The sequence below is a fragment of the Rhizobium sp. 18055 genome, assembly GCF_902706285.1.
GTDB lineage: Bacteria > Pseudomonadota > Alphaproteobacteria > Rhizobiales > Rhizobiaceae > Rhizobium.
The window spans coordinates 191,544-206,129 of sequence record NZ_CACSKD010000008.1 but is presented as its reverse complement, the minus strand read 5'-3'; the positions used below and the strand labels follow the sequence as shown (position 1 = coordinate 206,129).

Here is a 14,586-nt window from a genome sequence, read left to right as displayed (position 1 = left end):
CGCTGATTCATCAGCATATTGTATAATATGGCCTTGATGCACGTCGTATTTTGTGATCACAATTGTCACATAACAAGAGGGAGACTGACGGCGTGCGATACACAGTGGGAATTGATGTCGGCGGGACGTTTACAGACTTTGTCGCGTTCGACCGCTCTAACAATCAGGTCGAGGCCTGGAAGCAGCTTACCGTCCCAGGTGATCCGGTGACCGGAATTCTGACGGGGCTGGTTGATAGAGTGGACCCCGCCGAGATTGGCAATCTGCGTATCGGCACCACTGTCGCGACCAACGCCGTGCTTGAGCGCACAGGCGCCAAAGTTGCCTACATTACCACCAGAGGCTTTCGCGATGTTCCCTTCATCCAGCGCGGAAATCGCCAGTTCCACTACGACATGAGCTGGGTGAAGCCCAAGCCGCTTGTCGAGCGGAAGTTCTGCTTTGAAATCGTCGAGCGAATTGATGCCAAGGGTCGCGTTTCCACGCCGCTCGACGAGCAGTCGGTGCGCGACGTTGCGAAGCAGATTGCCGGATCCAATGTGGAAGCCATTGCTGTCTGTCTGCTCTTTTCCTATCTGAACCCGAGCCACGAGTTGCGGGTTCGCGAGATCCTGCAGGAGGAACTGCCGGATCTGCCAGTCTCCATATCCTATGACGTGGTGCCAAAATGGAAGGAGTATGAGCGGGCATCGACCACGATCGCCGACGCCTATCTCAAGCCGATTGTCGCCAGCCAGATGATCGAAATGCGCAGCCGCCTCGATGACGGTGGGCAAACGGCGCCAACCGCGGTGATCAAGTCGAATGGTGGAGAGGCGCTTCCTGAAGCCGTCGCCAATTATCCGATCCATCTTCTCGTCTCTGGCCCGTCCGGCGGCGTTATCGCCAGCCGCTTCCTTGCGGAAACCGTCGGCGCCGAGAAGCTGATTACCCTCGACATGGGCGGCACCTCGACCGATGTCGCGACCGTCATCAACGGCAAGGAGAGCTTCACCACCTCGTTCGAGATCGAATGGGGCCTGCCGGTGCAGATCCCGATGCTCGACATCCGCACAATTGGGGCCGGCGGCGGATCAATCGCCTGGGTCGACAAGGGCGGCATGCTTCGGGTCGGTCCGCAAAGTGCCGGTTCGGCGCCCGGTCCCGCCTGCTATGGTCGCGGCGGCCTGCAGCCGACGGTCACCGACGCCAATGTCGTGCTCGGACGTATTGCGCCGGACAATTTCCTTGGCGGCAAGATGAAGCTGGACGCGGAGAAGGCGCGCACTGCGATCGCGACGCTTGGCAATCAACTCGACATGGATGTCGATCAGACGGCGCTTGCGATCCTCCGCATTGCGACGACCAGTATGATCGGCGCGCTTCGTTCCGTCTTCATTGAGGGTGGCCTTGATCATCGTGAATTCATCCTGGCCGCTTTTGGCGGCGCCGGCCCGCCGCATGCCGCCGAACTGATCGACGAAATGGGGCTGCCGAGCGCGATCATTCCTCACAATCCCGGCCAGTTTTCCGCTTATGGCTTCCTGCATGCCAGCGCCCGCGTCGATCGCCAGCGGACCATGCAGATGACCAGCCGCGACTTCGAAGCGGCGTCGGCGCAGGCTCTCATGGCCGAGTTGATCGGCGAGGCAACGGCTGAATTGCACCAGCAGGGCTACAAGCAGGACCTCCTGGTCAGCTGCCGCCTCGAAATGCGCTACCTCGGGCAGAACTACGAACTCGAACTCGATGTCAGCGCGGACCTGACGCCAGCTACGGGCGCCGATCTTTGGACTGCCTTCCACAATGCGCATGAAGACCGTTTCGGCTTCAGCATTGCCGGCGAAACGATCGAGGTCGTGACGTTCTCCACAACCGTCTCGGCGAAGACCAAGAACCCATCTCTTCCTGCCCTGCCGCAGGCAACAGCAAAGGCTGATCCGCGCAGCCGTCGTAGCGTCGGCTTCATTGATGGGCGGCATGACACGCCGATCTACTGGCGTGGCGATCTGCTGGCCGGCCATGAAATCGAGGGCCCGGCGGTTGTCGAGGAGCCGGCGTCGATCACGATGGTTCTCCCCACGCAAATTCTGTCCGTGGATGCCTTCGGACACCTCGTACTCAATTCGAAGAAGGCCTGAGCGATGCGTTTCTCTTCCAACGGATATTACATCGAACAGTATGTGAAATGCTGCAACTGCGGCCGGTTGATCTACGGTGAACCCGCGGTCAAGCAAGAGGCTTCAATCTTCTGCTCCGAATGGTGCGTCGAATGGTCGGCACGGCCGTCGGCCGCAACCACGGCGATACCGCTGCCCGCGCAACCCATCCGCGCCTCCAAGCGCGACTTCGTGATGATGAACATCCTCGATTCGATGATGGTGTCGATCTGCCGCGAAATGGGCATCCTCCTGATGAAGACGTCCTATTCGACGATCTTCAACGAGGGGCTCGACTTCGCCTGCGCCGTTGCAAATGAGAAGGGCGAGATGATCGCCTGTGCGGAATTCTGCCCGACAATGATTGGCGGCGTTCAGTTGCTGATGCAGTCGTGCCTGAAGGAAGTGGACCTGCAGTCGCTACGTCCGGGCGACGTCATCCTCCACAACGATCCCTATCGCGGCGGGCTGCATATGCCCGAGCATACATTCTTCGAGCCCATCTTTATCGATGGCGAGTTGATGGGCTTTGCAGTCTGTATCGGACATATCGCCGAAATCGGTGGGATGGTGCCCGGCGCTTTCGCCGGCGAATCGACGGAAATCTTCCACGAGGGCCTGCGGGTTCCACCGGTGAAGATCCGCCGGGAGGGTGTCGATATGGAAGACGTCTGGCGTCTTCTTCTGGCGAACACCCGAACTCCGCGGACGAACTTCGGTGATCTGCGCGCCATGATCGGAGCGGTTGACCTCGGCGTAGAGAGAATTGCCGGTGTGATCGAGAAATACGGCAAGGATATTTTCCGGGAAACCTGTGATGACCTGATGGACTATTCGGAACGCCGGATGCGCGCCGAGATAGCCCAGTTTCCGGACGGCGTTTATGGCTTCGACGATCTGATCGAGAACGACGGGATCACTTCGGATCAGCACAAGATTGCAGTGCAGGTCCTGGTTCAAGGCGAAGAAATCGTCGCCGATTTCTCCGGCAGTTCGAAGCAGGCGCGGGGGCCGATCAATGCGACGCTCGGTGTGACGATGGGCGCGACCTATAATGGCGTGCTGCACATGACCGATCCCACCATCCCGAAAAATAGCGGCTGTTTCAGACCGATCCGCATCGTTACGCCGCCTGGCCGCATCACCAATGTCGATTATCCCGGCCCGCTCGTCGCAGGAAATACGGAAACCCACCCGCGCCTGGCCAATATTGTCATTGGCGCCTTGTCGAAGGCCGTGCCGCAGCGTGCAATGGCTGCCGAGAGCTCGACCAGCAACAACTTCGTCTTTGGTGGCAACGACCCGGTAACCGGCGACTATTTCGCCTGCTACGATCTGATGTCCGGCGGTTGGGGTGGGCGCGTTGGTGCCGATGGCAACGACTGCGTTATTGCCATCAATGGCAATTGCCGCTTCAGCCCTACCGAAGTGTTCGAGTCCCGCTATCCCTTGACCGTCGAAACGTTTGAACTGGTGCAGGATTCCGGCGGCGCCGGTGAGTGGCGCGGCGGACTGGGCATGCGGAGGGTTCTGCGTCTCGAGAATGCGGAAATTACTGCCAGCCAATGCACCGATCATCACGAGTTCGGTCCCCACGGTTTGATCGGCGGATCGACTGGCGGCCTTGGTCGTACCCGGTTCGAGCCTGCGGGCGATGACGGCTGGTCCACGGCCGGCACGACCTTTGGAAAGACCTGCGACAGCAAATACGCCAACATCCGCCTGGGGCCCGGAACGCGCGTCGAACTGGTGACGCCGGGTGGCGGTGGTTACGGCGTTGCGGGCAACCGAAGCCGCAAGATGATCGAGAACGACATCGCCGAGGGCTATGTGAGCGAAGCTGCCGCCTACCATCTTTACGGCTATCGCGGCGAGACCACCGCGCAGGCTGCCGAATAGGCTGACGACGACATTCTCGCTACCGGCGGGGACAGGCGTCCTGTCCTCCCCAAACCGAGCTCGGAAGAGTGCGGCAGCAGATCTGCGCGCATCTCCTTCGGCAGGACCCGACATGAAATCTCGATCGAAGCGGAATCAAAAAAAGGGGAACCGCCGATGACCTGGAAAAATGTTCTGACAGCCAAAAACGTGGTGAAATCCTACCGCGGCGTGCAGGCTCTCAAGGGCGTCGATTTCGAACTCTCTGCGGGCGAGATCCACGCGCTTTGCGGCGAAAACGGGGCGGGGAAGAGCACGCTTGTCAAGCTCATTGCCGGTCTCTCAAGGCCTGACGAGGGCGAAATCCATATTGATGGCGAGTTGCAGCGCAGCGGGCAGAAGACCGATTCAAAGCTTGTCTCCGTTGTGTCGGGTAGGAACGACCCGTTGCCGGGCCGCTCCTCCCTAAGAACTGTACGTGCGAGTTTCCCAGCATACAGCTCAAGCCTCCGCCAAGCCCTGTTTGACCAGAGCCGCCAGTTCCTGTGCATCGGTATGAGATGTGGAATCACCGGGCCGATCCGTAACTTCCGACGGCAGACCGCGCCTTGCGGCGAAGTAGCTGTCCCACATGGGATCGAAAGGATTTGCTTCGGCCCGGATTTTGCAGTGGCGACGTATCGGTACGTCGGACGCGTGGATGAGGCGGATGAACTTGAGGTCTCCTGCCTTATCATTCATCCCTGCGCGGAATACCCAGTCTCGCGTACCTTCCCGAGCGAAGTAACGATACTTCACCCAGCGAAGCGGCTTGTCCGGGTGTCTACGACAGGCCCACTGCCAGAGACACTTCCAGATGAGATGCTCGACCTTGCGAAAGGTCTCCTTCGCCACCTGGTTGTGATGATAATTGGTCCATCCCCGTATGACCGGGTTCAGCCGCATTATCAGATACTCCTGCTTCACATCGGCGGCACCCTTGATGATCGTCCGGATCTTGCGCATGAACGCCGCCACGTTCTTCTTGGCGGGTTTGATATGAGTGTGTCCATCATATCTACGCACGTTCCAACCGAGGAAGTCGAAGCCTTCCTCGACCCGCACGATGCGAGTCTTTTCTTCAGACAGAGACAGGCCCCGTTCCGACAGAAAGTCCTCGACTAGAGATTTCGCCTCCTCAAGCACCTCTTTCGAAGCACCTGTGACGACGAAGTCATCGGCGTAACGTATCAAGTGGACCTTGGTCAGGCTGTTGCGACGTCTTGGGCCGTAGAAGTCCCGTAACATCTTCTCCATTCCGTCCAAGGCCATGTTGGCAAGCGTGGGCGAGATTATCCCCCCTTGCGGAGTTCCCGCTTTCGTCGCGTGCCAGTCACCGTCCTTTATGTAACCGGAGTCCAGCCACTTCCGGAGCACCACCTTGTCCATGGGGATGTTGGCGATGAGCCAGTCCTTGCTGATTTCGTCGAAGCAGCCAGCAATGTCCGCATCCAAGACCCATTCCGCCGTTCCGCGCCCGCGCAGCGCGATAAAACACTGCCGGGCCGCATCACGGGTTGCTCGATACGGTCGGAAACCGTACGAATTCGGGTCTGCCGTCGTTTCCGCGACAGGTAGTAGAGCGAGCAGGTGAAGTGCCTGCATGGCCCTGTCCTTCATCGTCGGAATACCGAGCGGACGCAGTTTCTTGCTATTTGCTTTCGGGATATATACCCGCCTCAACGGCAAAGGATGATACCCACGCCGTTTGAGCGACAATAATCCTCTGACGCACTTATCCGGTGTGTCCCAGATGATCCGGTCAACTCCGGGTGTTCTCTTTCCCTGATTTCCAGTAACCCGTTTCACGGCAAGCGCTTTGCCGCTGAACGAGTGGGTCAGCAGCCGTTGCAAGGCTTTCACCTTGCCCCAGCGACCTTCCCTAACCGCCTTCGCAATACGCATCTGCAGCCGTCGCACGTGTTGGTAAACCTTGCGCCAGTCAATCTGGTCCCAGCTCACCGCTTCGCGGGAGGCCGCACCAGCCACTGTTGTGACCGTCATTTGCCTGTCCTCCTGCCGAGGGTTCTGCACATTCTCTCGCGACGGGAGACCCGTCGGAAGTCTGCTCCCTTTCGGGCGGGGTGATGTTGGCGAGCCGCAACCCCTGTCCAAACCATTACAGTCCGGCGTTCGCTTTCTCCGACATCCTCTGCCCGCACCGCCAACAACTTTCCTTGCGGTCGGCCTGCCCGTTGCCGGGCGACGATACGGGTTTACCGTGTTTCACCTAAATAACGCGGGTGGGTTAGATCCTGCCTATCCGCCGGCGGTCCAGTTGTCCGTGTGCCTCCAAGGTAAAGGGAAGCAGCCGACCGCACACCTTTTGGTTCAAGCCTGTCAGCATCTTTGGCTTGTCAAATTTCACGACGTTTATCAGCAGTTCATTTGCATTGATCATACCACCCAGCCTAGCGCCCCATCCGCACTGATGCTCGCAGAAGATACCTCTGTCTCACGACATCGACATGGCCCAAAGGCCCGGCTACATTGTCCCGGCAGCTTCACACCGGACCGTTACCAGTCCCGCATGTGCCGGTAGGCTACTGATGACGGAACATCAGGTTTGGCCCGGGATATAAATCCCGTACAAACAATTACTTAGGCGACTTTCACGTCGCACCTACCAGGAACTTTCCATAATTCCAGATCTCACGGTTCTTGAGAATGTCCTGATGGGCGATCCGCGGCTGGGGATGGTGTTTAGATCGTCGCGATATTCGGGGGAGGTCAGGGAGCTTCTTGATCGGATTGGCCTGAGCGAAATTCCGCTGGACATCTCCGCCGGCAGACTGACGGTAGCCGAGCAGCAGCTGTTAGAAATCTGTCGCGCGGTCATGCGCCAATCGAAGGTGCTGATCCTCGATGAACCGACAGCCAGTCTCTCGGATGCAGAAATACAGCGGGTTTTCGAGACAGTGCGGTGGCTACGCCAATCCGGCACGGCCGTCATCTACATCAGCCACCGGCTGCCCGAAATCTTTGCACTTACCGACCGGATAACGGTGTTTCGCAACGGACTTCGAATCCAGACAAAAAACACTGCCGATTGGGACAGCGAGGAGCTAATTCGCGAGATGATCGGTCGCGACGTTTTGGCGATCGAGCAATCGACCGGCAAGGACGACGATGATCGGCCGACCGCGATAGAGTTCAGGGATTTCGCGGTACCCGGCAAGATTGAGCGTCTCAATCTCCATGTACGGCGTGGGCAGGTTGTCGGCATCATTGGCCAGCTGGGTTCCGGCGCGAACACGATTGCCGAGGCCCTGGCTGGCTTGGAGCGAAAATATTCCGGCGCGATTTCCGTCGAAGGCGTCGAGGTGTCGCTGAACTCGCAATCCGCAGCCAAGCGCGCTGGGATTTCGTACGTCACGGAGGATCGCGGCGCAAAGAGCCTCTTCAAGGGCGCCACGGTCCAGCAGAATCTTACATGTGCCAATCTGGCAATGCTCACCCGGAGTGGCATCGTCGACAGAAAAGCGGTGGCAACCTGCGGGAAAAAGCTGGCAGAGCGGTTTCAAATAGACCTTGGCAAACTCGGATTTGACATATCGAGCCTGAGCGGTGGCAACCAGCAGAAGGTGGCGATCGCGAAGTCCGTCGCCGTCGATCCCAAAGTTCTCGTGCTCAACGAACCCACCCGGGGGGTCGATGTCGGCGCCAGAACAGAAATATACCGCGAGTTGAAATCGCTGGCCGATTTGGGAATGACCATTGTGTTCTTTTCAACCGATCTGGAGGAAATCAAAGAACTCTCCGATCGGGTTGTTTCAGTCTTCAAAGGTTGTGTTGTCAACGATCGGCGGGCTTCCGAAACAAGCACGGACCAGATCCTTTCAGACATCCTTCGGGGAGCGGACAGACAGGGGTTGGCAGCATGACAACCGGAAACACCATGACAGCAGAAAAATCAACGTCGGGCGGTTTGCTTGCGCGGATTCCGCCGGGATTGATCCACGTAGACCGCCTGCAGGCCAACGCTGTCCGAACAGGTATCGTTGTGCTGACGATATGGGCGGCCATTGCCGTCCCCGGCTTCGCGACACAGTCGAATGCATCGTCAATCATGTACGCCACTGCCGCAATCGGGATTGCCGCAGTCGGAATGGCTCTGATCACGCTCAGTGGCAATCTTTTCATGCTCAGCATGGGAGCGACCACTGCTGTCTCGACAATTTTGTTCGCTTCAACTCTGCATTTCGGATTGGCGCAGTCGGTTTTGCTTGTTTCGCTGGTGGGGCTGTTCATCGGTTGTGCACAAGGAGTTGCCGTCGCTTTTGCAAAAGCAAACCCCATCATCGCCACGATCGCTGCATCATCGATCATCACCGGCTTTGGCCAGTATTACAGCGGCGGCTTGACGGTAACAGGTGAAGGCGACGCCAGCTGGTTGGCCATAGGCTCTATGGTTTCTGGTATCCCCAATCAGATCGTCATTTTCGGCGTCTTCGCAATTCTTGTCCATATCGCCTTTGAGCGCACGCGTCTCGGTCACGAATTGCGGTTGGTCGGTCTGAACGCGAGGGCGAGCGAATTTGCCTGGCTCCGCGCCAGGACGGTGCTTGTCATCGCTTACACGGTTGCCGGGATCGCTGCAGCTCTGGCTGGCGCGCTTTACGGCTCCCAGGCTGCGCAAGGCAATCTCGGTCTGGGCGTTGGAATTGATTTCGATGCCATTGCCGCTGTGTTGGTCGGTGGCGTCGCGATCAAGGGTGGCAGGGGCTTTGTGATCGATGCCGCCATTGGCGCACTCTTTCTCGCGCTCATCAGCAATATCCTGCTTCTGCATGGCCTCTCGCTGGAAGTCCAACTCGTGATCAAGGGTCTGGTCGTTATCGGTTCAGTCGTCTTCGGCGCATTGGCGCAGAAAGTCGGGAGACAATCATGAAGAACGCACGCTTCCACGAAACCAAAGTGCTCGGCATCTCGATGCCCATGATCTTGCGCATTGGATTGCTGGTTCTCATCATCGCCAGTTTCGCGATTATCGATCCCTCATTTGTCCGCGCACGAAACATCTTCGCGATTACTCAAACGTTCGCGCTGTTGGGGTTGGTGGCACTGGGTCTTTACCTGACCATGCTCGCGGGCGAATTCGATCTCAGCTCGGGCGCCATGGTTGCGGTTGCCGGCTTGATTACCTTGCTGGCTGGCCAGGACAATCTCCTGACAGGTTTGGTCTGTGCGCTCGCATTCGGTCTGACGGTCGGTCTGATAAACGCGGGCCTGATGACGTACCTGCGCGTTTCTTCACTTGTGGTGACGCTAGGTGTGATGATGACCCTGAACGGCTTGGCATATTGGCTAGCGGGCGGACGCGTGATCAGCACAGATCAATTTGATCTCGGGTTCTGGCTCGATGATCCGCACTTTTCCGTCATCTCGATACGTTGTCTCATCACCGTCGCAGCATATGTGCTTATCGCCGCGGCGCTTTGCTTCTCCCGCGTGGGCCGCGACACACGCGCTATCGGCAGCAAGCGAGAGGTTGCCGGCGCGAGCGGTGCAAGCGTCGGCATTGCTCTCGCATTTGCTTTCGGGTTCTCGTCAGTATCTGCTGCTGCAGCTGGAGGCCTTCTCTCGCTTAGCCTCGCAAGCGCATCGGCGACGACCGGCAGCACACTCATGCTTCAAGCCGTTTCGGCGGCAATTGTTGGGGGCGTTTCGCTCGCTGGTGGCTCAGGAAAGCCGTCGGGCGTCTTGGTCGGCACGTTGATCCTTGCGACATTGAACAATGGTCTCTCGCTCGTCGGTCTCGGCGCCGCAGCCGTGCTTCTCTCAAATGGTTTGGTTCTTCTCCTGGTTGTCCTCCTGGATGGTCAACTGGGCACATTCATTCGGGAGCACTTCAGCTCCCCCAAGGTTCCTGCGCGATAGGCAGGGAGTGCCGGCCTGGCACCACGGTATGGTGCCAATTCAATCAAAAAGGGGAATGCAATGAAAATATCGAATCTTATCAAGACGGCACTTGCCGTTGGCCTGACAGTCTCTTCACTCGGTGCGCCGGCATTTGCCGGGGCAAAAGGCTCTAAGATCATCCTACTCACCGTGACCGATGAGTGTGAATATTGCGCGCGCCACGGTCGAGCATTCAGGGATGAGGCCGCAAAACTTGGTCTTGAAGTCGAAACCAAGATCAGCAAGTACGACGCCGCAGAACAGGCCAACCAGATCGATCAGGCCATCGCTCAAAATCCTGCTGGCATCGTCATCTTGCCAGCAGACTCGCAGGCAATCGTACCCTCATTGAGGAAAATCAAGCAGGCGGGGATTCCTGTCGTCGTCAGCAATTCGAAGCCGAATGATAAATTCTCGGACTTCTGGACTGCCTACACCGGCCCGGACGATATCGGAAACGGGATGTCGGCCGCGAAAGCAATGATCGCGGGCTTCGAACAGAAGGGCTTCGGAAAATCGGGAACGATCTTCATGATTGAAGGCGTGCCCGGAACGCCGCCGCAAATTCAGCGCGCTGAAGGTTTCAAGAAAGTCTTGGCTGAAGAAGCGCCGGGTATCAAGATTGCGGGCACGCAAGCCGCCAATTGGGATCAGGCCAAGGGTACGGACGCCGCTGCCGCGCTGTTCACTCAGCTCGGGCCGGATGTGAAAGGCGTCTATGCGCAGAACGATACGATGATGGCTGGAGTGATCGTTGCCGCGCAGCGCGCTGGACTGGACCCGTCGAAATTGGTTTTTGTTGGCAGCAATTGCAATGCCGCTGGCGTTTCCGGAGTGAAGTCCGGCAATCAGTACGCAACCGTGCTGCAATCTGCTGTCGATGACGGTCAGTACGCTGCGAAGGCGATGGCCGATATCCTGGACGGCAAGTCGGTCGAGAAAAATATCTACCTGCCAAAGGAAATCGTCACCAAGGACAACCTCGCAATCTGCGATGCGGCGAACGCCACCTAAGCTCCAACGGCGGCCATTCAACTGCCTGGGCGCGGCCGAATTCGGCTCGCGCCCAGATCCCGGCATAGGCTCAGAATTAAGGTTACTCAAATGACTGTTGTGCTTCGTCTCGCTGCCAATGACCAGGTGGCTATCGCTCTTCGTCCCCTGGCGAAGGGAACAGATCTGCGTCCGGATTTCGCTGTTACGCTCCAATCGGACATTCCTGCTGGGCATAAAGTGGCGTTGTCTTCCATCGAGGTCGGCGATCGAGTACGGCGTTTGGGTCAACCGATTGGCTTGGCAAGTCAGAAGATCGAAGCTGGTGATCATGTTCATGAGCACAATCTTTCCTATCCCGGCACGATGGCCAACCGCAACATTTCGACACGTGAACGCGCACCGGTCGTCAACGATATTGCGAACTTCCAGGGCTATCGCCGGGCGAATGGCAGCGTCGGCACACGCAATTTCATCGGTGTTATTTCCACCGTCAACTGTTCAGCGCGCGTCACACGGATGATCGCAGCGTATTTCACGCCCGACGTGCTGAAATCCTATCCTTGGATCGATGGGGTCATGCCGTTGACCCATGCGTCAGGGTGCAGCATTTCGGATGGGACCCCGTCAATGGACATGCTTCGCCGCACGACTGCGGGGTATGCAGAGCATCCGAATTTTGTCGGTGTGCTGCTCGTCAGTCTTGGATGCGAAGACAACCAGGTCGAAACGCTTTGTGACAATACCGGATTGCTTCTCGGCCCAAGCATCCGCAGCATAACGATGCAGAGGCTCGGTGGGACGACGGCTTCCGTGGCGGCTGGGGTCAAGGAAATCGAGGAAATGATCTTGCTCGCCAAGGACTTTCAGCGCGAACCCATCCCCGTCAGTGAACTCGTTGTCGGCCTTCAGTGTGGGGGGTCTGATTCTTTTTCGGGCCTTAGCGCCAACCCGGCGCTTGGCGTTGCGGTCGATATGTTGGTCTCCCAGGGTGGAACAGCGATCCTGTCCGAGACTCCAGAGATATACGGGGCGGAAAACCTCTTGCTGGAGCGCGTTGCCAATGAAGAAATCGGCAACAAGCTTATCGATCTGCTTGCATGGTGGGATCAATACACGTCGAAGGAACCACACGGATTCGATCACAATGCGTCTCCTGGAAACAGAGCCGGTGGTCTCACCACTATTCTCGAAAAATCGATCGGTGCAATTGCAAAGGGTGGCACGACGTCGGTGAATGCCATCTACCAATATGCGGAAAAGGTTCGAGACAAAGGACTTGTGTTCATGGATTCCCCCGGCTTCGATCCGGTTTCGGCGACCGGCCAAGTTGCGGGCGGGGCAAATCTTATCGTGTTCACCACGGGTCGCGGATCTTGCTTTGGCTGCCGGCCTTCTCCGTCTCTGAAGCTTGCCACGAACACACCGATGTATGATCGCATGAAAGAAGACATGGACGTCAATTGCGGTGTGATCATTGAAGGTACCGCCAGTATCGAAGAGGTTGGAAAGACTATTTTCCAACGTATCATCCGAACGGCATCCGGTGAGAAAACAGCAAGCGAAATCCTAGGGTATGGCGACGATGAATTTGCGCCATGGCATATCAACGCCTGGACCTAAAGGCGCACGCGGCGAGGTTTGGCGGCATGGAGCATGCTCATCTCCCTGAGCGGCCGCCAACCGCGCTTTTGGCTGGAACTTTTCATCCGCGCAGGTCCGGGTGCAACAGCCACTGTAGCAGGGGCTGCGTCGAGCGGGAGTCCATATCGGTCCGATCGGTCCTGCCCGCTCTCTGGACACGATCGGCGGACGTGCTATGCCTGATGGGCAAGCAACTCTTGTTTCGTTTTGCATCGCGGATTGTCCGCTTCGGTTGACGGCGACGCCCCGTTAGCCTGCCGTCCTACGCGTCGAGGGAAATGCCTCATGCTGATCCGCTACGGCTACGATATTACCGTTACCTGCCCGCAGGATACGCCGATACTGACGATGCTGGCCCCGCGAACGGAACGTGCCGGCGATGTACGTTCTCCGGATGTCGTTGTCACCAGTCCCCAGACGGCAAGCACCACCTATTCCGACCTGTTTGGCAACATCTGCCGGCGGTTCATCGCTCCGGCTGGTGACTTGCAGATATGGGGTGACGGAACGCTCGAAGACAGTGGCGCTCATGATCCGGCATTTTGGGACGCACAGGAAATTCCTGTGGCTCAGTTGCCGGACGACTGCCTGATCTATCTCATGGGCAGCCGATACTGTGAAACCGATCGATTGAGCCAGATCGCCTGGGACACGTTCGGGCATGTCGCGCCGGGTTGGGGCAGGGTCCAGGCGATCTGCGACTTCGTTCATCAGCATATCACCTTCGGCTACCAGGACGCCCGTTCGACGCGAACGGCGCTGGAGGCTTATCAGGAGCGGATCGGGGTCTGCCGCGATTACGCTCATCTCGCGATCGCGCTTTGCCGCTGCATGAATATTCCTGCCCGCTATATAAACGGCCACCTCGGGGATATCGGCGTCCCGATCCTCGATCCGATGGACTTCAGCGCCTGGATCGAAGTCTATCTCAGCGGCCGGTGGATGACGTTCGATCCCCGCAATAATATTCCCCGCATCGGCCGGATTGTCGTGGCTCGCGGTCGGGACGCCGCCGACGTGCCGTTGATCGTGTCCTTCGGTCCGCATGTGCTGACGTCGTTTCGGGTCTGGACTTATGATCTGAAGGAATAGGGATGCTGGTGCCGGTTGCTGCTATTCGTGTATCTCGACAACCGTGACTGATACGTCCATTTCCACGAAGTCCTCCGGGGCTCCGGCATATCCTCCGGTCACCGGCATGATCTGGCCATTGTTGCAAGCAAACGCCACGGGAATGAGACAGGCTTCGCCCACCCGTCTGTGGGTTGGATCGAACGCGATCCAGCCGGCTCCGGGAAGATAGACTTCCGCCCAGGCATGGGTGGATCCGCCGTCATCGATAGAGGCATGTGGGTCGTAGAGGTAGCCGGAGACGGCACGCGCACCGAAGCCCAGGCAGCGGACAGCTTCGATGAAGAGCGCTGCAATATCCCTGCATGAGCCGCTTGCGAGTTCCAGGGTTTGTTCCGGCGTCTGCGTGCCTTCTTCGTCGCGGATGCGATAGCTGACATTTGTGAGAATGCCGGCATTCACGTCCTTGAGGAGCGACAGCGTGTCGGTTGGGCGGCTGCGCACGAACGCCTCTGCCCAATCCGACACACGGCCACCGGAGGACGTTGCAACAGCAAGTGCGCCAAGGTCGGTCTTGTCTTCGCTTGAATAGGCAAAGGGATAGGCATGGGCCGAGATGTCGATATTGAATACAGGCCACGGGTCGGCGGTTTGCTCGACGACGGCATCACTGGAGATCGTCAGTTCCGCTGTCGCTTCAGAAAATGTCACCGTGGCGATCGTGTTGCCGAAGACGTCCTGCGCCCAGTCGATCGACCCGCGCGCACTACAGTCAATGCTGAAAGACAGGGTTCGAAGATGTTGGTCGGTTCGAGGCGACAGTATCAATCGGTGTGCAAACAGCCCCACAGGCCGCGAGTACCGGTATGTCGTTCGATGGTTGATCCGAAGTTTCATTGTGGTCTCCCGACCGCCAGATTGT

General features: G+C 58.0%; 10 protein-coding genes and 1 pseudogene. 9 read left to right on the top strand and 2 right to left on the bottom strand.

Annotated features, from left to right (window positions below; all coding sequences use genetic code 11):
* Positions 1–92: 92 nt before the first annotated feature.
* From GVL52_RS16075 to GVL52_RS16065, 3 genes and pseudogenes are all read left to right on the top strand, one after another.
* Complete coding sequence (locus tag GVL52_RS16075; RefSeq protein ID WP_200847836.1) at positions 93–2,120, top strand: hydantoinase/oxoprolinase family protein; 2,028 nt, start codon at positions 93–95, stop codon at positions 2,118–2,120.
* Positions 2,121–2,123: 3 nt separating this feature from the next.
* On the top strand, positions 2,124–4,037 hold the full coding sequence (locus GVL52_RS16070) for a hydantoinase B/oxoprolinase family protein (protein WP_244619193.1): 1,914 nt from the start codon (positions 2,124–2,126) through the stop codon (positions 4,035–4,037).
* 156 nt (positions 4,038–4,193) lie between these two features.
* A pseudogene (locus GVL52_RS16065) lies at positions 4,194–4,436 on the top strand (ATP-binding cassette domain-containing protein); the annotation flags it as partial.
* Between the two features lie 81 nt (positions 4,437–4,517).
* Here the strand turns inward: GVL52_RS16065 and ltrA are convergent.
* The gene (gene ltrA, locus GVL52_RS16060) at positions 4,518–6,059 is read right to left on the bottom strand and encodes a group II intron reverse transcriptase/maturase (protein WP_160008840.1); all 1,542 of its coding nucleotides are present in this window, start codon (positions 6,057–6,059) and stop codon (positions 4,518–4,520) included.
* A gap of 578 nt (positions 6,060–6,637) precedes the next feature.
* Between ltrA and GVL52_RS16055 the strand changes: the two genes are divergently transcribed.
* The 6 genes from GVL52_RS16055 (at position 6,638) to GVL52_RS16030 (ending at position 13,685) form a co-directional block, all read left to right on the top strand.
* Positions 6,638–7,939, top strand: coding sequence for a sugar ABC transporter ATP-binding protein (locus tag GVL52_RS16055; protein WP_280179107.1), 1,302 nt, complete (start codon positions 6,638–6,640; stop codon positions 7,937–7,939).
* A gap of 14 nt (positions 7,940–7,953) precedes the next feature.
* A complete protein-coding gene (locus GVL52_RS16050) occupies positions 7,954–8,946 on the top strand; it encodes an ABC transporter permease (RefSeq protein ID WP_244619192.1) in 993 nt (330 codons plus the stop codon).
* The gene (locus GVL52_RS16045; RefSeq protein WP_160008834.1) at positions 8,943–9,935 is read left to right on the top strand and encodes an ABC transporter permease; all 993 of its coding nucleotides are present in this window, start codon (positions 8,943–8,945) and stop codon (positions 9,933–9,935) included. Before GVL52_RS16050 ends, GVL52_RS16045 begins: the two co-directional genes overlap by 4 nt.
* A gap of 60 nt (positions 9,936–9,995) precedes the next feature.
* A complete protein-coding gene (locus GVL52_RS16040; protein ID WP_160008832.1) occupies positions 9,996–10,970 on the top strand; it encodes a sugar ABC transporter substrate-binding protein in 975 nt (324 codons plus the stop codon).
* Between the two features lie 90 nt (positions 10,971–11,060).
* A complete protein-coding gene (locus tag GVL52_RS16035; RefSeq protein ID WP_160008830.1) occupies positions 11,061–12,572 on the top strand; it encodes a UxaA family hydrolase in 1,512 nt (503 codons plus the stop codon).
* A gap of 306 nt (positions 12,573–12,878) precedes the next feature.
* Positions 12,879–13,685: a transglutaminase family protein gene (locus GVL52_RS16030; protein ID WP_160008828.1), complete on the top strand. Its 807-nt coding sequence runs from the start codon at positions 12,879–12,881 to the stop codon at positions 13,683–13,685.
* Positions 13,686–13,706: 21 nt separating this feature from the next.
* Here the strand turns inward: GVL52_RS16030 and GVL52_RS16025 are convergent, their stop codons facing one another.
* A complete protein-coding gene (locus GVL52_RS16025; protein ID WP_160008826.1) occupies positions 13,707–14,561 on the bottom strand; it encodes a transglutaminase family protein in 855 nt (284 codons plus the stop codon).
* Positions 14,562–14,586 lie beyond the last annotated feature (25 nt).

Coding starts and splice junctions, on each gene's coding strand:
- GVL52_RS16070 (WP_244619193.1), top strand. CDS start 2,124: ATGCGTTTCTCTTCCAACGGATATTACATCGAACAGTATGTGAAATGC.
- ltrA (WP_160008840.1), bottom strand. CDS start 6,059: ATGACGGTCACAACAGTGGCTGGTGCGGCCTCCCGCGAAGCGGTGAGC.
- GVL52_RS16050 (WP_244619192.1), top strand. CDS start 7,954: ATGACAGCAGAAAAATCAACGTCGGGCGGTTTGCTTGCGCGGATTCCG.
- GVL52_RS16045 (WP_160008834.1), top strand. CDS start 8,943: ATGAAGAACGCACGCTTCCACGAAACCAAAGTGCTCGGCATCTCGATG.
- GVL52_RS16040 (WP_160008832.1), top strand. CDS start 9,996: ATGAAAATATCGAATCTTATCAAGACGGCACTTGCCGTTGGCCTGACA.
- GVL52_RS16035 (WP_160008830.1), top strand. CDS start 11,061: ATGACTGTTGTGCTTCGTCTCGCTGCCAATGACCAGGTGGCTATCGCT.
- GVL52_RS16030 (WP_160008828.1), top strand. CDS start 12,879: ATGCTGATCCGCTACGGCTACGATATTACCGTTACCTGCCCGCAGGAT.
- GVL52_RS16025 (WP_160008826.1), bottom strand. CDS start 14,561: ATGAAACTTCGGATCAACCATCGAACGACATACCGGTACTCGCGGCCT.